29 protein-coding genes and 1 riboswitch are annotated in these 18,993 nt (G+C 64.5%); of the genes, 12 read left to right on the forward strand and 17 right to left on the reverse strand.

What is annotated here, in order from left to right; translation table 11 throughout:
- Nucleotides 1–20: 20 nt before the first annotated feature.
- Together AC07NV_RS05845 and AC07NV_RS05850 are read right to left on the reverse strand one after the other, a co-directional pair.
- Complete coding sequence (locus AC07NV_RS05845) at nt 21–755, reverse strand: helix-turn-helix transcriptional regulator (RefSeq protein ID WP_495165403.1); 735 nt, start codon at nt 753–755, stop codon at nt 21–23.
- Nucleotides 756–774: 19 nt separating this feature from the next.
- Nucleotides 775–1,218 carry a DUF6265 family protein gene (locus AC07NV_RS05850; RefSeq protein WP_495165404.1) on the reverse strand — a complete coding sequence of 148 codons (444 nt, stop codon included), beginning with the start codon at nt 1,216–1,218 and terminating at the stop codon, nt 775–777.
- 78 nt (nt 1,219–1,296) lie between these two features.
- A riboswitch (TPP riboswitch) is annotated at nt 1,297–1,408 on the forward strand.
- 43 nt (nt 1,409–1,451) lie between these two features.
- Here AC07NV_RS05850 and thiC point away from each other — a divergent pair.
- Nucleotides 1,452–3,344 (forward strand): phosphomethylpyrimidine synthase ThiC, encoded by a 1,893-nt coding sequence (thiC, locus tag AC07NV_RS05855; RefSeq protein ID WP_495165405.1) that lies wholly within the window; start codon nt 1,452–1,454, stop codon nt 3,342–3,344.
- 50 nt (nt 3,345–3,394) lie between these two features.
- Nucleotides 3,395–3,727: a ferredoxin gene (locus AC07NV_RS05860; RefSeq protein ID WP_495165406.1), complete on the forward strand. Its 333-nt coding sequence runs from the start codon at nt 3,395–3,397 to the stop codon at nt 3,725–3,727.
- A gap of 47 nt (nt 3,728–3,774) precedes the next feature.
- On the opposite strand, the gene AC07NV_RS05865 is transcribed toward AC07NV_RS05860, so the two are convergent.
- Together AC07NV_RS05865 and AC07NV_RS05870 are read right to left on the reverse strand one after the other, a co-directional pair.
- Nucleotides 3,775–4,221, reverse strand: a complete 447-nt coding sequence (locus tag AC07NV_RS05865) for a hypothetical protein (RefSeq protein WP_495165407.1) — start codon at nt 4,219–4,221, stop codon at nt 3,775–3,777.
- Nucleotides 4,221–5,129 (reverse strand): hypothetical protein, encoded by a 909-nt coding sequence (locus tag AC07NV_RS05870; RefSeq protein WP_495165408.1) that lies wholly within the window; start codon nt 5,127–5,129, stop codon nt 4,221–4,223. The genes AC07NV_RS05865 and AC07NV_RS05870 overlap by 1 nt, the downstream gene beginning before the upstream one ends.
- A 303-nt stretch (nt 5,130–5,432) precedes the next feature.
- Here AC07NV_RS05870 and AC07NV_RS05875 point away from each other — a divergent pair, with 303 nt between their 5' ends.
- From AC07NV_RS05875 to AC07NV_RS05895, 5 genes are all read left to right on the forward strand, one after another.
- Nucleotides 5,433–5,918 (forward strand): 2'-5' RNA ligase family protein, encoded by a 486-nt coding sequence (locus AC07NV_RS05875; RefSeq protein WP_495165409.1) that lies wholly within the window; start codon nt 5,433–5,435, stop codon nt 5,916–5,918.
- 264 nt (nt 5,919–6,182) lie between these two features.
- The gene (locus AC07NV_RS05880) at nt 6,183–6,491 is read left to right on the forward strand and encodes a hypothetical protein (protein ID WP_495165410.1); all 309 of its coding nucleotides are present in this window, start codon (nt 6,183–6,185) and stop codon (nt 6,489–6,491) included.
- A gap of 30 nt (nt 6,492–6,521) precedes the next feature.
- A complete protein-coding gene (gene arr, locus AC07NV_RS05885) occupies nt 6,522–6,944 on the forward strand; it encodes an NAD(+)--rifampin ADP-ribosyltransferase (protein WP_495165411.1) in 423 nt (140 codons plus the stop codon).
- Nucleotides 6,945–7,063: 119 nt separating this feature from the next.
- Complete coding sequence (locus AC07NV_RS05890; RefSeq protein ID WP_495165412.1) at nt 7,064–7,504, forward strand: nuclear transport factor 2 family protein; 441 nt, start codon at nt 7,064–7,066, stop codon at nt 7,502–7,504.
- A 109-nt stretch (nt 7,505–7,613) separates the two neighbouring features.
- On the forward strand, nt 7,614–8,153 hold the full coding sequence (locus tag AC07NV_RS05895) for a 2'-5' RNA ligase family protein (protein WP_495165413.1): 540 nt from the start codon (nt 7,614–7,616) through the stop codon (nt 8,151–8,153).
- A gap of 16 nt (nt 8,154–8,169) precedes the next feature.
- Here AC07NV_RS05895 and AC07NV_RS05900 read toward each other — a convergent pair whose 3' ends face one another.
- Genes AC07NV_RS05900 through AC07NV_RS05910 form a run of 3 tightly spaced genes read right to left on the reverse strand, consistent with a single transcriptional unit; the run spans nt 8,170 to nt 9,939 of the window.
- The gene (locus AC07NV_RS05900) at nt 8,170–8,565 is read right to left on the reverse strand and encodes a DUF1801 domain-containing protein (protein WP_495165414.1); all 396 of its coding nucleotides are present in this window, start codon (nt 8,563–8,565) and stop codon (nt 8,170–8,172) included.
- A gap of 13 nt (nt 8,566–8,578) precedes the next feature.
- Nucleotides 8,579–9,007, reverse strand: coding sequence for a DUF1801 domain-containing protein (locus AC07NV_RS05905; protein WP_495165415.1), 429 nt, complete (start codon nt 9,005–9,007; stop codon nt 8,579–8,581).
- A gap of 53 nt (nt 9,008–9,060) precedes the next feature.
- Nucleotides 9,061–9,939 (reverse strand): arylamine N-acetyltransferase family protein, encoded by an 879-nt coding sequence (locus AC07NV_RS05910; protein WP_495165416.1) that lies wholly within the window; start codon nt 9,937–9,939, stop codon nt 9,061–9,063.
- A gap of 203 nt (nt 9,940–10,142) precedes the next feature.
- Between AC07NV_RS05910 and AC07NV_RS05915 the strand changes: the two genes are divergently transcribed.
- From AC07NV_RS05915 to AC07NV_RS05930, 4 genes are all read left to right on the forward strand, one after another.
- On the forward strand, nt 10,143–10,997 hold the full coding sequence (locus AC07NV_RS05915; RefSeq protein WP_495165417.1) for a hypothetical protein: 855 nt from the start codon (nt 10,143–10,145) through the stop codon (nt 10,995–10,997).
- Nucleotides 10,998–11,025: 28 nt separating this feature from the next.
- The gene (locus AC07NV_RS05920; RefSeq protein WP_495165418.1) at nt 11,026–11,487 is read left to right on the forward strand and encodes a nuclear transport factor 2 family protein; all 462 of its coding nucleotides are present in this window, start codon (nt 11,026–11,028) and stop codon (nt 11,485–11,487) included.
- Nucleotides 11,484–12,704, forward strand: coding sequence for an MBL fold metallo-hydrolase (locus tag AC07NV_RS05925; protein ID WP_495165419.1), 1,221 nt, complete (start codon nt 11,484–11,486; stop codon nt 12,702–12,704). The genes AC07NV_RS05920 and AC07NV_RS05925 overlap by 4 nt, the downstream gene beginning before the upstream one ends.
- 61 nt (nt 12,705–12,765) lie before the next feature.
- Entirely contained in the window at nt 12,766–13,353 is a 588-nt protein-coding gene (locus AC07NV_RS05930) for a 2'-5' RNA ligase family protein (protein WP_495165420.1), read from the forward strand.
- Here AC07NV_RS05930 and AC07NV_RS05935 read toward each other — a convergent pair.
- The 5 genes from AC07NV_RS05935 to AC07NV_RS05955 form a co-directional block, all read right to left on the reverse strand.
- Complete coding sequence (locus tag AC07NV_RS05935; RefSeq protein ID WP_495165421.1) at nt 13,350–13,778, reverse strand: OsmC family protein; 429 nt, start codon at nt 13,776–13,778, stop codon at nt 13,350–13,352. The genes AC07NV_RS05930 and AC07NV_RS05935 overlap by 4 nt on opposite strands.
- Nucleotides 13,779–13,837: 59 nt before the next feature.
- The gene (locus AC07NV_RS05940; RefSeq protein WP_495165422.1) at nt 13,838–14,041 is read right to left on the reverse strand and encodes a DUF2061 domain-containing protein; all 204 of its coding nucleotides are present in this window, start codon (nt 14,039–14,041) and stop codon (nt 13,838–13,840) included.
- 108 nt (nt 14,042–14,149) lie between these two features.
- On the reverse strand, nt 14,150–14,701 hold the full coding sequence (locus tag AC07NV_RS05945) for a hypothetical protein (RefSeq protein ID WP_495165423.1): 552 nt from the start codon (nt 14,699–14,701) through the stop codon (nt 14,150–14,152).
- A 94-nt stretch (nt 14,702–14,795) separates the two neighbouring features.
- A complete protein-coding gene (locus AC07NV_RS05950; protein ID WP_495165424.1) occupies nt 14,796–15,137 on the reverse strand; it encodes an Mpo1-like protein in 342 nt (113 codons plus the stop codon).
- Between the two features lie 40 nt (nt 15,138–15,177).
- Nucleotides 15,178–15,867, reverse strand: a complete 690-nt coding sequence (locus AC07NV_RS05955) for an alpha/beta hydrolase (protein ID WP_495165425.1) — start codon at nt 15,865–15,867, stop codon at nt 15,178–15,180.
- Between the two features lie 101 nt (nt 15,868–15,968).
- On the opposite strand from AC07NV_RS05955, the gene AC07NV_RS05960 reads away from it, so the two are divergent.
- On the forward strand, nt 15,969–16,190 hold the full coding sequence (locus tag AC07NV_RS05960; RefSeq protein ID WP_495165426.1) for a hypothetical protein: 222 nt from the start codon (nt 15,969–15,971) through the stop codon (nt 16,188–16,190).
- 178 nt (nt 16,191–16,368) lie between these two features.
- Here AC07NV_RS05960 and AC07NV_RS05965 read toward each other — a convergent pair whose 3' ends face one another.
- The 5 genes from AC07NV_RS05965 to ung form a co-directional block, all read right to left on the reverse strand.
- Nucleotides 16,369–16,833: a YaiI/YqxD family protein gene (locus AC07NV_RS05965; RefSeq protein WP_495165427.1), complete on the reverse strand. Its 465-nt coding sequence runs from the start codon at nt 16,831–16,833 to the stop codon at nt 16,369–16,371.
- A gap of 12 nt (nt 16,834–16,845) precedes the next feature.
- Entirely contained in the window at nt 16,846–17,127 is a 282-nt protein-coding gene (locus tag AC07NV_RS05970) for a DUF427 domain-containing protein (RefSeq protein ID WP_495165991.1), read from the reverse strand.
- 33 nt (nt 17,128–17,160) lie between these two features.
- On the reverse strand, nt 17,161–17,292 hold the full coding sequence (locus AC07NV_RS05975; protein ID WP_487794153.1) for a hypothetical protein: 132 nt from the start codon (nt 17,290–17,292) through the stop codon (nt 17,161–17,163).
- A gap of 78 nt (nt 17,293–17,370) precedes the next feature.
- Nucleotides 17,371–18,129 carry a sulfite exporter TauE/SafE family protein gene (locus AC07NV_RS05980; protein WP_495165428.1) on the reverse strand — a complete coding sequence of 253 codons (759 nt, stop codon included), beginning with the start codon at nt 18,127–18,129 and terminating at the stop codon, nt 17,371–17,373.
- A complete protein-coding gene (gene ung, locus AC07NV_RS05985) occupies nt 18,126–18,839 on the reverse strand; it encodes a uracil-DNA glycosylase (RefSeq protein ID WP_495165429.1) in 714 nt (237 codons plus the stop codon). Before ung ends, AC07NV_RS05980 begins: the two co-directional genes overlap by 4 nt.
- Nucleotides 18,840–18,993 lie beyond the last annotated feature (154 nt).

The raw sequence follows: 18,993 nt of genomic DNA on the forward strand, positions 1-18,993 counted from the left end.
CGCCGGTTGCCGGCCACCCTTCACCCCGAAGGATTTAGCGCGGCCTCCTGACAGATCATGTCAGGAGGCTGTTCGGCAAAATCCCGGTGGCGCCAGAAATCGGCCATCAGCACCGCGCGCCGCCGCCCAAAGCCCTCGTCGCCGATCCGCGCCGAGGTCACCCGGTCGATGCGGAAACTGCGAAAATCCTGCCGCAGCAGGCACCAGGCCGCGATGATGTGCTTTTCCTCGAAATAGGCGAGCGCTGCGGGCCAGATCGCGCGAGCGGTCGCGGTGCCGCTCGCGTCGGCATATTCGATGTGCAGCGTCTTTTCGCCGCGCATCGCCGCACGCACCGTCGCGAGCAGCGGCGCGTTGACCTCGCGCCAGCCGCTGCTCACCGGCCACAGCCCCGCCTCGTCGATCCGGCGCTTGAGTTCGTCGGGACTCGCCGCCGCGATCTTCGCGAGCGCCAGCCCGGCGGCGCGCGACAACGCCCCGTCCTGCCGCCCCTCGACCCAGCGCGCGCCGAGCACCAGCGCTTCCAGCTCGTCGGCGGTGAACATCAAGGGCGGCAGGAAAAATCCGGGGCGCAGCACATAGCCGACCCCCGCCTCGCCCTCGACCGGCGCGCCCAGGGCGATCAGCGCCTGGATATCGCGATAGAGCGTGCGCACCGACACACCCTGTTCCTCGGCAAGGATTTCGGCGGTCACCGGCCGCCGACGCCGACGCAGGCTGTCGATGATCGCGAACAACCGCCCCGTCTTGTCCACTTGCCGTTCCTCTTTCCTCTCAGCGGCGCCGATAGGTCCAGCTGCGCGCCTTCGCCCCGTCGATCGCCGAAATCGTCGCGGTCAGCGTGTCGCCGCTGCGGGCATAGGCGATGCGCTGCGGATAATCATGCGCGGCATTCTCGAACGTCGCGCTCGTCGCATCATGCTTCGCCAGCGCAAACGCGACCGGCGCGCGGCCTTGCGGCTGCGCCAGATAAGCGAGCCCGCCATCCTCGCCGCGCGCGATCCGCAAAAACTCGAACTCGCGCAAGCTATCGCCGCGCCCCGACCGGCTATACCCGATCATCATCGCCCCGCGCGGCGGCGCCCAGCTCTCCTCGGTCCAGCGCCCGTCCGCCTCGCTCACCCAGTCGCCCGCGAGCCAGCCGAGATCGTCAACCGTCGCCGCCGGGCTCGCAGCAGCCACGAGCAAGAGCGAAAGAACCGCCGCCATCATCCGCATAAATCTCTCCCTCGCCGCTCTTTACCACCGCCCCATCCCCATCATCAATGGACAGCGCATCGCCCGCCGCCTATAACCCCTCCATCCCCGGGGAGCCGCGTCTGTGATGGCCGGTTGAGAGCGGAATAGACCGCGACCCGTTGAACCTGATCCGGCTAATACCGGCGGAGGGAGGGTCGGTATTCCACATCCGGAATCCCCATTCTCGCTCCGAACAAATGGAGCGACTGCACATGGCCGACATCGATTCCCGCCTCGACAAGAGCGCCGCAACGCCGATCGGCGTCACCACCGGACCCATAAGAGGCAGCCGCAAGATCCACGTCGCGACCCAAACCGGCAGCGGTATCCGCGTCGCGATGCGCGAGATCGACCTCGACCCGCATTCGGGCGAGCTCCCCGTCCGCGTCTATGACACCAGCGGTCCCTACACCGACGCCAACGCCATCATCGACATCAACGCCGGCCTCCCCGAAATCCGCGCCGACTGGATCCGCGGCCGCGGCGACGTTCAGGACGTCACCCAGCGCGAGGTGAAGCCCGAGGATAACGGCCAGCTCGGCCCCGACCGCAGCGGCGGCGTCCCCGCCTTCCCCAACGTCCGCCGCAAGGTGCTGCGCGCCAAGCCTGGCCAGAATGTCAGCCAGATGCACTACGCCCGCCGCGGCATCATCACCCCCGAGATGGAATATGTCGCCGAGCGCGAAAATCTCGGCCGCGCGCGCCTCGCCGAATATAAGCGCGACGGCGAAAGCTTCGGCGCCAGCATCCCCGATTACGTCACCCCCGAATTCGTCCGCGACGAGGTCGCGCGCGGCCGCGCGATCATCCCCAGCAACATCAACCACCCCGAAAGCGAGCCGATGGCGATCGGCCGCAACTTCCTCGTCAAGATCAACGCCAATATCGGCAACAGCGCAGTCGCATCCGACGTCGCGGCCGAGGTCGACAAGATGGTCTGGTCGATCCGCTGGGGCGCCGACACCGTCATGGACCTGTCGACCGGCCGCAACATCCACGACACGCGCGAATGGATCATCCGCAACTCGCCCGTCCCGATCGGCACCGTCCCCATCTATCAGGCGCTCGAAAAGGTCGGCGGCGTCGCCGAGGACCTGACCTGGGAAATCTTCGCCGACACTTTGATCGAGCAGGCCGAACAGGGCGTCGACTATTTCACCATCCACGCCGGGGTCCGCCTGCCCTACGTCCCCCTCGCGGCCAAGCGCATGACCGGCATCGTGTCGCGCGGCGGCAGCATCATGGCAAAATGGTGCCTCGCGCATCACAAGGAAAGCTTCCTCTACGAACGCTTCGACGAGATTACCGAGATCATGAAGGCCTATGACGTCGCCTACAGCCTCGGCGATGGCCTCCGCCCCGGCAGCATCTATGACGCGAACGACGAGGCGCAGTTCGCCGAGCTCTACACGCTGGGCGAGCTCACCAAGCGCGCCTGGGCGCAGGATGTGCAGGTGATGATCGAGGGCCCGGGCCACGTCCCGATGCACAAGATCAAGGAGAATATGGAAAAGCAGCTCGAAGCGTGCGGCGAGGCGCCCTTCTACACATTGGGGCCGCTCACCACCGACATCGCGCCGGGCTACGACCATATCACCAGCGGCATCGGCGCCGCGCAGATCGGCTGGTACGGCACCGCGATGCTTTGCTACGTCACCCCCAAGGAGCATCTGGGCCTGCCCGACCGCGACGATGTGAAGGTCGGCGTCGTCACCTACAAGCTCGCCGCCCACGCCGCCGACCTCGCCAAGGGCCACCCCGCAGCCCAAGTCCGCGACGACGCGCTATCGAAAGCGCGCTTCGAATTCCGCTGGCGCGACCAGTTCAACCTGTCGCTCGACCCCGACACCGCCGAGCAATATCACGACCAGACCTTGCCGGCCGAGGGCGCCAAGACCGCGCATTTCTGCAGCATGTGCGGCCCGAAATTCTGTTCGATGAAGATCAGCCAGGAAGTGCGCGAATTCGCGGCCAAGCAGAACCAACCCGCCGAAAACTTCATTGCGGCGGAGGAAGCCGAAAAGGGCATGGCCGAGATGAGCGAGCTGTTCAAGGAAACGGGGAGCGAGCTTTATATGGGTTCGGGTGGGCGCGAGCACGACTGATGTTTCGCTGGGTGCGGGATCTATGGGAGGCGCTGCTCGGGAGTAGCGTGATGCCGACCGCCAGCCGCCTCCCCCCGCACCCGGCGAACGTCCCCGGCCCCTTCTACGTCGAGGACGGCTGCTGCATCAGTTGCGGCGTCTGGGAAGACGTCGCCCCCGACCTGCTCGCATGGTTGGAGGACGACGATGTTCCGCATTGCTACGTCCAGCGCCAGCCCGAAACCGACGAGGAGTTCGAACGGATGATGGAAGCGATGCAGATCGGCGAAGTCGACTGCATCCGCGTCCATGCCTGCAAGCCTGACTGGATCGAACGGTTGCAAAGGGAAGGCTTGGGTGATCAGATCGACCCCGAAAGTGGGCCGATGCCAAGGCGTGCCTAATACGGATTTGGGGTTTATTGCCCCTGTCATCGTAACTCGACCGCGCTCTACTGCGTGAGACGCACGATTGCAGCAACGGACCAAATCAAAGCCGTGGCGGAGAAAACCGCAGCGGAGCAAACGGCTACGTAGACTCCGAGTGACAGCGTCGGCAGCACGCTATGAGTCAGGAAACCTAGCATGGAGATAATCGCTAACGCAAAAAATCGCCAAAGAGCGGACGAAAGCAGCGAGATCAGTTGTGAAAAACTCTTTGAGCGCCGCAAAAATTCCATGCCTTGTGAGTTTGTGTGGCTGATCAAAAAGCTTGCCGAGGTCAAACTAAAGCCAAGAAGCGTGGCAGCGATTGTCGCCGTCGTGAGAAAAATCCGGTCATCAACCGGACTTGCTGTAGCCGAGTAGAATCCGATCTTTTCCGACACCACGAACGCAATCCCGGCAAGCACCGCTACCGTCCAGTCAATCTTGACACGGTGGCGAAAGTATTTCTCCATCAGAATTCAGTAGAAACTGCTGACAAGCGAAGGCGACCTATATTCTGCGAATATGCTTGTTCCAGAACTTGATATGCGCTTTCAGTGTCTATGCCCCGCGATCGATTTCCGCTTCGAATAAACTCTTCCGCAGTTACCATCTTGCTTTCCAAGATGTCGATGTATCTAGTAGCACGCGCTTCTTCGTCACGACCACTTACCATAATACTTTTAAACTGGTCCCGTTGGTGCGGGCGCTCTTTAATCATCGCCGCTAGCTTTCGCGCCAGATTTAGAAGTTTGCTACTCCCGCTTTCCGACGTAAGTTTTAATCCAACCCTCTTTGACGCTCCCAAAGCCTCCATAGCTTTAATAGCGTCATAGAGACTCTTATCTGCTTCTTTAGCAAGCTCCGCCGTATCGGGAGGCACCTCAACTTCGAGAACACGAACCGAGTTTAATTTAGCAAGGCTCTCGACAATATCGCGCTCGAGAAGTGGCAAGAAAGCGGGCGGGTCGTTGAGTCTGCCCTTCTCAAGAAAATAAGGTGTCATCTGAGAAAGTTTGGGGCCATCTGAATTCCATTCCGCAGCAACAAATCCGTCTTTAAATATGACGATGTGCGAAATATCGACCAGTCCTGCATCCTCATCCAGTGCAAGGGTCTCTAGTTTGCCCACTTGCTCAATCTGAGGAAGGCCATCCCTTCTGATTTTTCCAAATCGGAGCCGTATCGGGTACGTCAAGGTATCGGGATACAGAGAGTATCGATAGCTGGACGCGCCATCGGTACGATAACGCCCATTATCGTCGAAATCTAAATCACTGATACGCTTGCAAGCAGCCGGCAGCCCGTCACGCACTTGATCGAAATGCGCTATGCGGAAAAAATAGACCTTTCGCGTTATAGTGGGTTCGTCCCTAGCCATCCCTGATCCTTTCCAAGCCCACCATTCTCGGTGTTCTTTTTTTGTTCGTCAATCCTTGATCCCCGTCGTTCGAAAATTTTTCGCAGGAGTACGTCGTGATCAAAGTAACGCTCTACTAAACCTCCAAACTCTGTCCACCCGCAGTGCCAACAACATCTTGTCTAGCGCGATCGCCTTCAAGGATCACGGTGACAGTTTACTAAATACCCAAATCCCGGTCCGAACGGAACGACCACCATTCGGCCCTACCACCACACCATGCTACACTTCCCACCCATGCGCGCCCGAAACCCCCTCTACGTCATGGCCAAGCCGCCGCCGGAGGTGCAGGCGCAGATCGCCGCGCTGCCGCGCAACGATCCTTCGCGCGGCCCCGACCTCCTCCATGTCACGCTCATTTCGCTCTACGACCTCCACTATGCGCCGCCCGAGTGGCTGCCCGCGACCATCGCCGCGCTGGACGGCTTCGCCGCGGCGCCTTTCCCGCTCCGCTTCGACCGGATCGAGAACCGCAAGGCGGTGACGCTGCGCACGCGCGAGCCGCTGGCCGAGGCGCGGGGGTTCCAGAAGGCGCTGGTCAACCATCTGCTGCGCGAAAAGGCCCCGATCATGGACGGCACCACCCCCGAACCGCACATCACGATCAACTATCGCGGCGACCGCCTCAACGCGCAGAAAATGCCGCCGATCGGCTGGACGGTGGGCGAAATCATCCTGATGGAAAGCATCGTCGGCAAGACCACCCATGTCGAACATGGCCGCTGGCCGCTCCGCGCGGACGCCGCCTGAGCGATGCCGGCAGGCCAGCGATGCAGAGCGGGCTTTCATTATCCTATTTTGCACCGCGCGGGCCAGAAACCCCTTTCCTACAATCTGCACATCTGCTCCACTCTATCGGCCGCTGTGGCAGCATCGCCTCCGGCTTCCGCTCCGTCTCCGCCGCCGCTCCTGTCATCCCGCCTGATACCGCCACCACCGCATCGCCATTGGGCTGAACTTTCCTGAACTTTGGCTGGCAACGATCGAAAGGCCCGCCCCCTCGAAGGCACCGCCATGTCCCACGCCGCGAACATCGTATATTGCACCGGCCCGCACGACCCGCATGCGCTCGACGGCATTTCGGTGCGCCACCGCACCGGCGACCTCGACCTGCGTTGCCCGGTGTGCGCGGGGCATGGCCAGTGGAACAGCCAGATCGACCTTGTCAGCCACCGCTCGATCCGCGTCCCCTGTCCCAAATGCGACGGGCGCGGCTGGATCGAGACCGGCGCCGACATGGTCCCCAGCCACGACATCGCGCTGTCGCCCGACGGGCGCCCGGTCTGGGTCGTGCGCCTCGATCCCTCCGACGATGTCGAGTGACCCGATCCTGACCAAGCGAGACACGCCCCGATGACCGACACACCCGCCCCCACCGGCCCCGACGCGGGCGCGACCTTTTACCACGGCACCCGCGCCGACCTCAAAACCGGCGACCTGCTCGCGGTCGGCTGGGGCAGCAATTATCAGGCCGCGCCGATGTCGTGGATCTATTTCTCCGCCGCGCTCGAGTCGGCGATCTGGGGCTGCGAGCTGGCGGCCGGCGCGGGGCGCGAGCGCATCTATATCGTCGAACCGACCGGCGACTGGTTCGACGATCCCAATCTCACCGACAAGAAATTCCCCGGCAACCCGACGCGCAGCTATCGCTCGCGTTTCCCGCTGCGCATCGTCGGCGAGGTCGAAAGCTGGGAACCGCACGCGCCCGAAATATTGCAGGCGATGAAGGACAATCTCGTGCGGCTCCAGGCCGAGGGCGCGCCGATCATCGACTAGCGGCTTGCCAGGCACGCGCTACATATGTAGCACGCTACAAATGTAGCGCGCGAGGCATTTCATCCTGTCGACGCCGACCGCGCTACGCCGACCGTCCCACCGCACGCCCGGGAGCCGCCATGCTGACGACCCTGCTCACCCTCGCCGCCGCAACCTCCGCGCCCGTTCCGGCCGCATCGCCCGCCGATCTCGCCGCGATCGAGGCGACCTGCTTCGATTATGTCGACGGCCAGCTCGAGGGCGATGCCGAACGCGTCAAGCGCGCGCTCCACCCCGACCTCGCGAAACGCCGCGTGCTCGGCGACACGCCCGACGAACGCCTCGGCCTGCAACGGATGAGCCGCGAGGAGCTCGTCGACCTGACGAAGCGCGGCGCGCTCAAGACCCCGCGCGACGCGTGGAACCGCGCGTGCAAGATCCTCGACGTCGCGGGCCATGCCGCCGCGGTGCGCGTCGAAACCCCGTGGTTCGTCGACTATTTCCACATGGGCAAGTTCGGCGAGCGCTGGGTCATCGTCAACGCGCTCTGGCACATGAAGCCGCGCGCGGCGGCGCAATGACGCGACAGGCCGCGGCGGATCCGCGATCGATGCGCTAGTATTTGTTCGCTATTTGTTCTAGTGCATGGTCCTTCTCCACCCCGCTGATTCGCCATCAGGAGGACAGATCATGCCCGGAAGAATTTTCGCCAGACGCCCCCTCTATCTGATGGCCAAGCCACCGGCCGATATCGCGGCGCGCATCGATGCCCTGCCGCGAAACGACCGGCGCCGCGCGGCCGACCTGCTGCATATGACGCTCGCAACATTCGTCGACCTGGCCAAAGCCCCCGCCGGCTTCCTCGAACTTGTGATCCGCGGGCTGGACGATTTCGGCGCCAGCGCTTTTCCGGTGCGGCTCGACCGGATCGAATGCCGCAAGGCGACGGCGCTGCGCAGTTCGGCGCCGCTTGCCGCCGCATGGGAATTTCAGCGGCAACTTGCCGAATATTTTCACCAGCATGATTTCAAATACTTCAACCTGCCGCCCGAGCTTCACGTCACAATCGACTATCACGGCGACGGGCTTGGCGCCGAAGCGATCGATCCGCTCGAATGGACCGCCAGGGAGATATTGCTTGTCGAAAGCGTGGTCGGCCAGGCGCGCCATATCGTGCACGGCCGCTGGCCATTGCCCGATGGCGAACCCGGATTCTGCAGGGCGGCCTAGCCCGCGCTGTTTCGCGCTATTTTTTCGCTTTTGCCGGCTTTTCGAGATTCGCCTCGACCGCCGCGCGGATCAACGCCTTGAACGCTGCCTCGTCGATGTCATCGCCCTCGAACAGGTCGATCGCGCGCCGGACATTGCCGTCGAGGCTGGAGTTGAACAGCTTCTTCGGATCGGCAAGCGCCGCGCCCCTGGCAAAGGTCAGCTTGACCTTGTCCTTATACGTCTCGCCCGTGCACAAAATGCCCGCATGTTCCCATACCGGCACCCCCGCCGGGTTCGACGGCTTCTGCCACTTGACCGTTTCCTCGACGTCCGGATCGGCGGCATGGATCAGCGCGCGTAGCATCGCCAGCGTGTCGCCGCGCCAGCCGCCCAGCCCGGCAATCTTCGCGTCGATCAGCTCCGCCGTCATCGCACCGCTCCCATCACATCTTCTCGCCGGGCAGCGCCGCCGCCTGCTTCACCCAATCGGCGAACGCCGCCTCGTCGACCGGTTCGTCTTCGTGGATATGGAAATAGCGCGTGTCGCCGCTCTTCGACGCGACGGGCGGCACCGGATCGAGCGACTGGCCGCGAAAGAAAGCGACCTTGATATATTTGTCGAAGCAATGGACGCTCAGGAACCAGTGCGCCGGCTCCGCACCCTGTCCCGGCGGACCATAGAGCGGCGAGTTCCATTTGACCGCCTTCGCGGCGCCCGGAACGATTCGGTCGATCAGCGCGTCGATCCGCCGCCACACGTCCGACTTCCACCCCGGCATCGCGGCGATATAGGCCTGCACCGGCGCGTCGCCATATCCCTTCGGGATCTGCGGATTGCCGCCCGACAGCAGGACGGGCGCTTTGTCGGCCATGGAATCGGCTCCTCTCGCCACCAAAAGACCGTGCTGGCCAAGGCGAGTCAAGCTTAGCCCGCAATCTCCGCCGTCGCCGCGCGTTCGATCGCCTGGCGCCAGTGGCGCCGCACCGGCAACAGGAAAATCTCGGACAGCGCGCGCTCGATCTCGTCGGCGGTCAGATAGCGCCGGTCGATACGCCCGTCGGTCAGCCGCGTCGTCAGCCGGTTGTCGCGCAGGCCATAGCGCGCCTCGGCGGTCGTCCGCGCCGCGATCAACTGGTGGCGGAAATGCGAGTCCGGATGCGTCGACGTGTACCAATTGCCGATCTCGTAATCGATCGCGGGCGGCGGCACGGTGTCGAGCCGGTACAGCGTGCGCCATTCGCCCTCGATCAGCGCCGCGACCTGCCACACATCGCCGTGCCGCACGACGCGATAGCTTTCGTGCCGCGTCGGCTGGGTATCCTCGCTGTCCATCGCCAGCGGCGCGGGCGGCACCGCCGCGCCGAAACCGACATCGGCGAGCCACGGCCGCCCGTCGATCGTCACGCGGACCACCATATGTGTGCGCGGCGTGTCCGGCGCATCGTCAGGCAACATCCAGCGCACCCGGCCAAACAGCCCTTCGGCCGCAAAACCGATCGTCTGCAGCACGCGCAGGAACAGGCCATTTTGTTCGAAGCAATATCCGCCGCGCCGCTGGCCGATCAGCTTGGCATCGACGGCATCGGCACCGATATCGATTCCCGCACCGGTCAGTGCGTCGATCGCCTCGAAGGGAATGGCCGCGATGTGCGCCGCCTGCAGCGCGGCGAGCACCTCGAGCGTCGGGGCCACCGGGCCCGCATAGCCGATCCGTGCCAGATAGCGCGGCAGGAAAGCCACCGCGGGCGTGTCGGCACCGGAATCCGCCGGGTCGGAAGGCGTGGCAGCGGGATAGTGCAGCATGGACAAGGCTCCGTTCGCGAATCATCTCTGCACCGCTTATGAAAGCTCAACCACAGTTGAGATCAAGCGCGGATATGGAAGGAGGTTTTCCTTCCCGCAAAGGGCCATCATCTTGGTAACTTAGCCATTGCGGGCGGCCCCCTGCTGCGGCAGACCGGTCGCACAATATAAGTCGCATATCATAAACCCGTTCAGGAGCTCCCATGCGCACCCTATCTTATTCCCGTCTCGCCGCCGCAATCGCGCCGGCCGCCCTGCTTTTCGCCGCAGGAACCGCCAATGCCGCGACCTGCGAAGAGGCATTCGTCAAAAAAGGCAATCCGATCACCGGGCTCCGTTTTACCGCCGCGGTGACGGTCGCCGACCTGCCGCCCGCGGTCGCCATCGGGCAGATGCGCGGACTGGTCGCCGCCAAAGGCTATGACATCATGGCCGACGAAGCCGAATATGGATCGATGCTGATCGAACAGCCGATGACCGGCAATGTGCGCGCTTTCCCGATCCAGATCACCGCGACACAGACCGGCGGGATCGGCACATTGGTGATGGAATCGAAACTGCGCGCCGGCCAGACGGTCAAGAGCGAGGCCGCAATGGCCGAAATGTGCGGCATCCTGAACCAGGTCAAGGGCGGCAAGGCCGGCGCCGCCGCGGCAAAGAGGGGTGCGACCGCAACGACCGTCGCCGCCGCGCCGGTCAAGATGAATTCGCTGAGCTTCTCGCAGCAGGTGTCGAAGGATACCGAACGCAATGCGGCGGGCATCCTCACCCGTTACAAGGGCAAGCAGTTCACGATCGACGGTCTGGTCGATTATGTGACCAAGGACGGCAAGGATTTCCGCGTCGGTTACAAGATTCCCGAACCCTATGAACAGGCGATCCGGCTGCCCAATCAGGCGCCGTTCAAAACCGACATCGTCTGCTATATGGCGCCGGGGCAGGCCGCATTTTCGCTTCAGCTCAAACCCGGCAAGAGCATCAAACTGACCGGCACGGTTGAGGACTTCGACGAATATAAGCATGTGATCTGGCTGAAGGACTGCCGCGGCGCACAGTAACGCGGCGCGCAAAAATGGGGGCAAAGCCATGCGGGCAATGATAGCTGCGATGCTGGCATTCGGCATGGCGCCGCCTGCCTTCGCAACCGATGCCCTCGCGACAGAGAGCGCGGAACTCCGTACCTTTGCCGATGCCTTCGACGCGGCGCAGATCGCGCAGGATCGCGCCGCGCTCGACCGCATGGTCGCCGACGATCTCGTCTTCATCGACGGCAGCGGCAACCGGTACGGGAAGGCCTTTTTCATCGAGGGCTGGACCGGCGCCGACGATGATTACGACCCGGTCACGCTGACCGATCGCGTCATCCTGCCGCTCGGCAAGGACGTGGGCCTCGCGAGCGCCGAGACGATCCTGTCGGGCCGCTCGGCGGGCAAGCCCTTCCGCGTCCGCATTCGCTTCACCGATATTTTCCGGCGCCACGGCAGCAGCTGGCAGGCGACCTATATCCATGTGACGCGAATGGCGCTGGAAGACGCATCGAAACCATGACGCGCGCGCGCCGCGTGGTCCGCTGGACGGTCCGCGTGATCGGGCTGCTGCTGTTTCTGCTCCTGCTTTTCGCTCTGATCCTCGCGGTGAACGGGTGGAACGCCTTCGGGCAGGCGCCGTCGGGGCCGCGGCTCGAAAAACTCGAACGCTCGCCGCATTGGAAGGACGGCGCCTTTTCCAACGGCCGCGGGGGCTGGATCGACCGGCGGGCAGCATATCGCGGGCTGCTCACCGCATCGGCGGTCACCGAGCCCGAGCCCGGCGCGCCGGTACCGGTGCGGCGCACCGACGCCGCCGCCCTCGCCCGCCTCCCCGCCAGCGGCCTGCGCATCACCTGGTTCGGGCATAGCTCGACGCTCGTCGAGATCGACGGCAAGCGCATCCTCGTCGACCCGATGTGGGGGACACGCGCCTCGCCGGTCGGCTGGCTCGGCCCCGCGCGCTGGTATGCGCCGCCGATCGCGATTGCCGACCTGCCGCCGATCGACGCGGTGGTGATCTCGCACGATCATTATGACCATCTCGACCGCGACACGGTCCGCGCACTCGACCGCCGCGGCACGATATTCATCGTCCCGCTCGGCATCGGCTCGCACCTCGCCTATTGGGGGGTCGACGAAAAATTTATCGTCGAGCTCGACTGGTGGGGTGAGAAACAGATCGGCGACATCACCGTCGTCGCGACCCCCGCGCGCCACGCCTCGGGCCGCCTCGGCAGCCAGAGCGACCAGACCCTCTGGGCCGGCTATGCGCTGATTGGGCCAAAGCATCGCGTCTGGTATTCGGGCGACACCAGCTTCGCCCCCGAATTTGCCGAGATCGGCAAGCGGCTCGGGCCGTTCGATGCGACCTTGCTCGACACCGGCCAGTATAATCCCGCCTGGCCCGACAATCATCTCGGCCCCGAACTTGCGGTCGAGGCGCACCGGCTCGTTGGCGGCAAGACGCTGATCCCGATCCATTGGGCGCTGTTCAATCTCGCGCCGCACGCGTGGACCGAACCGCCCAAGCGCATCCTCGCCGCCGCGCGCTGCGCCGGCGTCCGCCTCGCGATGCCGCGCCCCGGCGAAAGCATCGACCCGGCGACCGCTCCGCCGCCGACCCGCTGGTGGCCGAAAATTGCCTGGCGCACCGCGGCGCAAAAGCCGCAGGTCGCGACGCTCGACGGCGATCCGGCGCACCGGGTGCGGGTGGCGCCGTGCAAGGCAGATCCCTGACGATTCGACTCCCACAGCAAATGAGAACATAATAGGAACATTAGTCCGATTCGGAGGATGGATGATGGACCCGATGTTCCGCTATTTCCTGGGGTTTCAGGTGGCCGCCGACCGCGCGGGCTGGCTCGCGCGCCAATTGCCGCCCGTTTCGGGCGATTTGTTCGCGGGGCTGAAGCCGCAGAACTATCATCTCACGCTCTGCACAATCGCCGAAACGCAGGCTCAGCAGCCATTTCTGCGTCAGCGCGTTGCCAGCGCCTTCGCATCGGGCCTCCCTGCGGCAAGTCCTATTCCCTTCGGTCGCATCATGAGCCGCGGAATGGGGGCAGAACTGACGACCATCGGGAGCGTCGCCGATATTCGGCAGCTTTATGATGGGATCATCACCCTGTTGGAAACGCAGGCCATCGAACCGCTCCATCGAAAGTCCGGGCTGCGGCCGCACATCACTCTCGGCTACGGAACCTGCGATTTCGAGGCGGTGTCGACGGCCTGGCGGTGGACGCCGCGCGACCTCGTGCTCATCGAAAGCCATATCGGCCATCGACGCCACCGCGTGCTGCAAAGCTGGACATTGGAACCACCGGCGCAGGGCAGCTTCGGCTTCATGGCCGACGAACTGCCTGCACCGCTGCTCCGCGCCGCCTAGCCCTCCAGGCTGTGCTCGAGCGTGATCTCGCAATCGAGCAGCTTCGACACCGGGCAATTCTTCTCGGCCTCCTCGGCGATCTTCGCAAATTCATCGGCCGAAATCCCCGGCACCTTGCCGGTCAGCGTCAGCGCCGATTTGGTGATCGCAAAGCCGCCATCCTGCTGCTCCAGCGTCACCGCCGCGCTGGTCTCGAGCGTGTCGCCCGAATAGCCGGCGCGCGCGAGCCCGAACGACAGCGCCATGGTGAAGCACGCCGCATGCGCCGCGGCGATCAACTCCTCCGGGTTCGTCCCCGGAAGCCCCTCGAAGCGGGTCCCGAACCCGTAAGGCTGCTTGTCGAGCACGCCCGATTTGGTCGTGATCGATCCTTTGCCTTCCTTGCCAAAGCCTTCGTAGCGGGCGGATGCGCGATTGACGGTCATGCAATATCTCCTTCGAGCGAGGGGTCGAAAACGAAATGGCGGCGCGGGGACTCGGGTCCTCAGGCGAGGAGCAGCTTAGGCTTGGCGCCCACGCGCTTCCACGCCTTTTCATGGAAGAAGAAGGCGACGGCATTGATACAGGGCTCGACGATCGCGATCCCGCCCGCCAGCGCGACCGACCCGGTCATCACATAGGCGACGCTGAACCCGATGGTCAGGTGGATCGTGAGGTAGGTGAAGGTCTTGATCAGATCGGTGGGCATGGCGCATCTCCGCAGGGACGAAGCGCCTAGTTAAGAATGATTCGCAATAAATACCAGAGAGACCTTTGGGTCAGTCTGATCGATTTTCCCGCGCGATCTGCCTCCGGCCTATTTCCTGATCTTCCCGACCAGCGCCGCCGCGGTGTCCTTCGCGGTCGCCGCCGGCGCGCTGCCGATGGTCAGGATGACGAAGCGGCTATCGTCGAGAAAGACGTTCATCTGGTTGATTCCGGGGACAAAGAAGGCCGCCTTGCCCAGCCCCGCAACATCCTCGATCTTCTTGTCCGAAAAGGCCGCCATCGTCTTTTCGGTCGTCTCGCGCGTCTGCCTGATCGCGGCATCGCTGTTGTCGCCGATCGGCGAGAGGCGCGCCATCAGCGTCGCGGTGCTGCCGCCTGCGAGGCGATAGGTGCATTCGGATGTCGCGGCATTGGCGCCCTCGGCCTTGCTCACAAAGGCGAGGCTGGTTTCGGTCACCTTGTCGCCGAGCGCCGCGCCGACCGCCGTCCTGTCGAGCAGCGCGCACGCGTCGCTCGCGTCCCAGCCGCTCGCTGCGGCCGTTTTCGCTTCACCGTCGGCGGCCGTGCTATCCTTGGCCCCGCCCCCGCACCCGGTCAGCAGCAACGCACCCAATCCGGCAACGATCGCACCCTTACGCATATGATTCTCCCATCGATATGGCGCGACCCGCCGCGACGATGCGCGCAAAGCGGTGCATCCGCAAGATCATCCGCGATTCAAGGGAGATAGGCCGTCAGCGCGAAATCCACGCCACGCCCGCCTTGTCGAGTTCGGGCCCCAGCCGCCCGGTCAACCACAGCGCCCACATTTTGAAATCGGCGGCGAGGCTCCACAGCGGATAGGTAAAGGTCGCGGGCCGGTTCTTCTCGACCCCGAAATGCGCGACCCACGCAAAGAAATAGCCCGCGAGCGGAAGTGCGGCCAGCCAGCCCCAGCGCCCGCTCAGCACCGCCGCGGCGGCAATCAGGACGACGAGGCTGGTCCCGACATAGTGCAAGGCCCGCGTGCGGACCTTGCTATGCTCGCGCAGGTAAAAGGGCCAGAATTCGGCGAAGGTCGTATATTGGCGCGCCATCGCCCGATGCTGCCTGCCGATGCCGCGCCGGTCAAGCTGGCTAGACGCTGCGCGCCGCCTCGTCGATCAGCGCCGCGACCTCGACCGGGCGCGAGGCGAGCGACGCGTGCCCCGCATCGAGCGTGATCACCTTGCGCGCGCCCAGCCGGTCCGACATCGCTTTCTGGTTGTCCGGGTGGATCATATGGTCTTCGCTCGAAATCTGGTACCAGCTCGGCTTTACCTTCCACGCCGGATCGCCGATCGCATCGCCAAAGGTCGACGCCAGCGGCGCCTTTTGCGTCACCGCCATCACCAGCGCGTCACCGGCGCCGACGTCCTGGCAAAAGCTCTCGTGGAACTTGTCGGGCTTGACCCACAGATAGCCGTCGCTGTCGGGCGCAAGGTTCGCAGCGCCGGCCGGCGGATGCTGCTGGGTGAGCGCGCCCGGGCTCTCGCCCGCGTCGGGGGCGAAGGCCGCGATATAGACCAGTCCGACGACATTCGGCGCCGTCCCCGCCTCGGTAATCACCGCGCCGCCATAGCTATGCCCGACGAGCAGCACCGGCCCCTCCACCTGCGCCACCATCTGGCGCGTCCGCCCGGCATCGTCGGCGAGCGAAGTCAGCGGCAGTTCGACCGCGCGAAGGCCCTTGTGACCCAACCGGTCGAGCTCGACGATCGCTTTCGCCCAGTGCGCCGCGCCGCCCCAGAAACCGTGAACGAGGATGATCGTGGGAAGCTCTGCCATGGGTCCGACTCCTGTAGTATTTGAATAGGCGCAAAGCTAACATGCCGGACCGATCCCCGACAGCGAAGAAAGTCGACGGGATTTCGGGAGGGGGAATTTCCATGAAAAAATCGACGCGCGCGCTCGTTGGACTGGTCGCACTCGACCTGATCGTCATCCTCGGGGCCTGGTGGATGATCGACCGCACCCGGAGCGGGGCGTGGAATTCGAACGACCCGGCCGGATCGATCTCGATGGTCACGACGACCGCGGGCATGATCGTCGGCGTGATCTCGGCCGTCCTGCTGCTCGCCTTCGTCATGCATCGGCGCGCGGGGAACTGATCGCCCGGAATCGTCAGCCCTCCCGCCCGGGTCGCAGGGCGGAAGGGCTGGTCCCGGAGCGGCGTGGTGGGCCGTCCCGGTGCCCTGCCTATGGCGCGCCGAAAGCCGCCCGGCGGTGATCGCCGTCACTCGCCCGAAAAAATGTCGCGGCCGTTTGAAATGACCGGGCGAAAAAGCGCTATCCGCGCTTCAGGCGCACCAAAGCCGTGTCGAGCGCCTGCAAGAATTGCGAACGATCGGCTTTCGAAAAGGGCGGCGGGCCACCGATCTGGTCGCCCCCGGCGCGCAGGTCGGCCATGATCGCCCGCGTCGCGATCGCGGGGCCGATCGACGCCATGGTGAAGGGCTTGCCATTGGGACCGAGCACCGTCGCGCCGGCTTTCAGCGCGCGGTCGGCGAGCAATATGTCGGCGGTGATGACGATGCTGCGCGCCGTCGCCGCCTCGGCGATCCAGTCGTCGGCGGCGTCGAAGCCGTCGGAGACGGTAATCCGTTCGATCAGCGGGTGGTCGGGCACGCGCAGCCGGCTGTTGCTCACGACCTTCACCGCGACCTCGTGCCGCCAGGCGACGCGATAGATCTCGTCCTTCACCGGGCAGGCGTCGGCATCGACGAGGATTTCGGGTGCGGAAGACAGGGACATGGGCACGCGCGGTCAGCCGACCTCGACGCCCTTCCAGAAGGCGATGCGACCCATGATTTCGGCGGCGGCCTCCTTGGGGTCGGCATAATACCAGGCGGCGTCTTCGTTCACCTGTCCGGCGACCGTCACATGATGATAATGCGCGACGCCCTTCCACGGGCAAAAGCTCGTCGTCGCGCTGTCCGACAGCAGCGATGCGTCGACCGCGGCGCGCGGGAAATAATGATTGCCCTCGACGATCACCGTATCGTCGCTGTCGGCGATCACCGCGCCGTTCCACCGTGCCTGAACCATGATCGCTTCACTCATTCTCCCGCGCCCGGCGGATTATTTCTTCATATTGTCGAGCCCGGCGACCACGCCGGTCTTGGTCGATGGGTTGCTCGCATTTTGCTTCTTCGGCTTTTCGGCCTTGGGCTTGCGGACTTCGCGGCTCGATTTCTTCTGGCTCTTGGCCATGGTCAATACCTTGAAAGGGGACGGACGCCTGTGCCCGTCGCGGCCCAGCCTAGGCGCTTTACCCGGCCACGTCGCCTCTTATCCCGCGAGCCCGTCCCAGACCAGTTTCGCGCCGAGCAGGATCATCAACACATAGATGAGGACATAGAAACGCGCGCCGTCGATCCGCTTCAGCCAGCGCACGGTGAGCAGGGTCGAGACGATCGCGAGCGGCATCAACAGCCCGGCGGCGACAAGCACCTCGTGCGGGAAGGCGCCGAGCGCGATATAGGCGGGCACCTTCATCCAGTTGATGCCTGCAAACAGGATCGAACTCGTGCCGACGAAAACAAGGTGCGGCAGGCGGCGCGGCGTCACCCACATCTGGAACGGCGGACCGCCGGCATGCGCAATCTGGCTGGTGAAACCCGTCGCCACCCCGAACAGGCTGCCGACCCAGCCGGGCGATGTCGACGCCGCGACGACGCGCCCGCCGCGTTCGACCCACAGCCGATAGACACCGAACGCCAGCGTGATCGCGCCCAATGCCGCCATCAGCTTCGCCTCGTCGACGCGCTCGGCATAGAAATAGCCCGCCGCAATGCCGACGGCGGCGCCGGGAAGCATCCAGCCGATGACCCAGCCATCCCACGTTTTCCGGAACGACCAGACGCTGACGACGTCCTGCACGATCAGGATCGGCAGCAGCAGCGCGGCGGCCATCGTCGGCGGCAGCACCAGCGCGACGAGCGGGGTCGCGAGCGCGCCGACGCCGGACAAGCCGCCCTTCGCCAGCCCGAGCAGGACCACCGCGATGGCCAGCACCAGCAGCGTCAGCGGGTCGGCAAGCAGGCTCATCCGGCAGCGGTGTCGGGCGTTTCGGGCAATTGCCAGTCGATCGCGCCGCGGCCGTGCGTCTCCAGAAACGCGTTCGTCTGGCTGAACGGCCGCGACCCGAAAAAGCCGTTGTGCGCCGACAAAGGCGAGGGATGCGGCGCGCGCAGGATCAGGTGCGGGCTGCCCGCGCCCAGCCCCGCGACATTCGCCGCCTTCTTCTGCGCATGGCTGCCCCACAGGATGAACACCTTGGGCGCCGGATCGGCCGCGACCGTGGCGACCACCGCATCGGTGAACTTCTCCCACCCCTTGCCCTGATGCGACGCCGCCTGCCCCGCCTCGACCGTCAGACAATTGTTGAGCAGCAGCACGCCCTGCTGCGCCCAATGCTTCAGATACCCGTGCGCCGCGCGCGCGATTCCCAGATCGCTCTGCATTTCCTTATAGATGTTGACGAGGCTCGGCGGGGTACGCACCCCCGGCTGGACCGAAAAGCAGAGGCCATGCGCCTGTCCCGGTCCGTGATAGGGATCCTGCCCGAGGATCACGACGCGCACATCCTGCGGCGGGGTCGCATCGAGCGCCGCGAACCAGTCGCGCGGCCGCGGATAGATCGCCTTGCCCTTCGCGCGCTCATCGCCAAGAAACGCCTTGAGCGCCGCCATATAGGGCTGCGCAAACTCGCCGCCGATACGCGCGAGCCAGTCGGGATGCAATTTGACCTCGGTCATGCTGCGCGCTTCACCAGAGCTGCGCAGGCTTGTCCAGTGCTGTTACCTTGCAGGCAATTGTCAAAGGAAGAGCCTGAGAAAGCGGGCAGAGCGATCCGAAACCCTGCTTTGACATGTTGCCGATTTGAAGCTTTCTTTTGGCCTGACCCGATAG

This window comes from Sphingopyxis sp. GW821-FHT10B01 (assembly GCF_059415685.1).

Bases quoted from the DNA above. Each gene is read 5' to 3' on its own strand.
- AC07NV_RS05850 (WP_495165404.1), bottom strand. From the start codon at position 1,218: ATGCGGATGATGGCGGCGGTTCTTTCGCTCTTGCTCGTGGCTGCTGCG.
- thiC (WP_495165405.1), top strand. From the start codon at position 1,452: ATGGCCGACATCGATTCCCGCCTCGACAAGAGCGCCGCAACGCCGATC.
- AC07NV_RS05860 (WP_495165406.1), top strand. From the start codon at position 3,395: ATGCCGACCGCCAGCCGCCTCCCCCCGCACCCGGCGAACGTCCCCGGC.
- AC07NV_RS05865 (WP_495165407.1), bottom strand. From the start codon at position 4,221: ATGGAGAAATACTTTCGCCACCGTGTCAAGATTGACTGGACGGTAGCG.
- AC07NV_RS05870 (WP_495165408.1), bottom strand. From the start codon at position 5,129: ATGGCTAGGGACGAACCCACTATAACGCGAAAGGTCTATTTTTTCCGC.
- AC07NV_RS05875 (WP_495165409.1), top strand. From the start codon at position 5,433: ATGGCCAAGCCGCCGCCGGAGGTGCAGGCGCAGATCGCCGCGCTGCCG.
- AC07NV_RS05880 (WP_495165410.1), top strand. From the start codon at position 6,183: ATGTCCCACGCCGCGAACATCGTATATTGCACCGGCCCGCACGACCCG.
- arr (WP_495165411.1), top strand. From the start codon at position 6,522: ATGACCGACACACCCGCCCCCACCGGCCCCGACGCGGGCGCGACCTTT.
- AC07NV_RS05890 (WP_495165412.1), top strand. From the start codon at position 7,064: ATGCTGACGACCCTGCTCACCCTCGCCGCCGCAACCTCCGCGCCCGTT.
- AC07NV_RS05895 (WP_495165413.1), top strand. From the start codon at position 7,614: ATGCCCGGAAGAATTTTCGCCAGACGCCCCCTCTATCTGATGGCCAAG.
- AC07NV_RS05900 (WP_495165414.1), bottom strand. From the start codon at position 8,565: ATGACGGCGGAGCTGATCGACGCGAAGATTGCCGGGCTGGGCGGCTGG.
- AC07NV_RS05905 (WP_495165415.1), bottom strand. From the start codon at position 9,007: ATGGCCGACAAAGCGCCCGTCCTGCTGTCGGGCGGCAATCCGCAGATC.
- AC07NV_RS05910 (WP_495165416.1), bottom strand. From the start codon at position 9,939: ATGCTGCACTATCCCGCTGCCACGCCTTCCGACCCGGCGGATTCCGGT.
- AC07NV_RS05915 (WP_495165417.1), top strand. From the start codon at position 10,143: ATGCGCACCCTATCTTATTCCCGTCTCGCCGCCGCAATCGCGCCGGCC.
- AC07NV_RS05920 (WP_495165418.1), top strand. From the start codon at position 11,026: ATGCGGGCAATGATAGCTGCGATGCTGGCATTCGGCATGGCGCCGCCT.
- AC07NV_RS05925 (WP_495165419.1), top strand. From the start codon at position 11,484: ATGACGCGCGCGCGCCGCGTGGTCCGCTGGACGGTCCGCGTGATCGGG.
- AC07NV_RS05930 (WP_495165420.1), top strand. From the start codon at position 12,766: ATGATGGACCCGATGTTCCGCTATTTCCTGGGGTTTCAGGTGGCCGCC.
- AC07NV_RS05935 (WP_495165421.1), bottom strand. From the start codon at position 13,778: ATGACCGTCAATCGCGCATCCGCCCGCTACGAAGGCTTTGGCAAGGAA.
- AC07NV_RS05940 (WP_495165422.1), bottom strand. From the start codon at position 14,041: ATGCCCACCGATCTGATCAAGACCTTCACCTACCTCACGATCCACCTG.
- AC07NV_RS05945 (WP_495165423.1), bottom strand. From the start codon at position 14,701: ATGCGTAAGGGTGCGATCGTTGCCGGATTGGGTGCGTTGCTGCTGACC.
- AC07NV_RS05950 (WP_495165424.1), bottom strand. From the start codon at position 15,137: ATGGCGCGCCAATATACGACCTTCGCCGAATTCTGGCCCTTTTACCTG.
- AC07NV_RS05955 (WP_495165425.1), bottom strand. From the start codon at position 15,867: ATGGCAGAGCTTCCCACGATCATCCTCGTTCACGGTTTCTGGGGCGGC.
- AC07NV_RS05960 (WP_495165426.1), top strand. From the start codon at position 15,969: ATGAAAAAATCGACGCGCGCGCTCGTTGGACTGGTCGCACTCGACCTG.
- AC07NV_RS05965 (WP_495165427.1), bottom strand. From the start codon at position 16,833: ATGTCCCTGTCTTCCGCACCCGAAATCCTCGTCGATGCCGACGCCTGC.
- AC07NV_RS05970 (WP_495165991.1), bottom strand. From the start codon at position 17,127: ATGGTTCAGGCACGGTGGAACGGCGCGGTGATCGCCGACAGCGACGAT.
- AC07NV_RS05975 (WP_487794153.1), bottom strand. From the start codon at position 17,292: ATGGCCAAGAGCCAGAAGAAATCGAGCCGCGAAGTCCGCAAGCCCAAG.
- AC07NV_RS05980 (WP_495165428.1), bottom strand. From the start codon at position 18,129: ATGAGCCTGCTTGCCGACCCGCTGACGCTGCTGGTGCTGGCCATCGCG.
- ung (WP_495165429.1), bottom strand. From the start codon at position 18,839: ATGACCGAGGTCAAATTGCATCCCGACTGGCTCGCGCGTATCGGCGGC.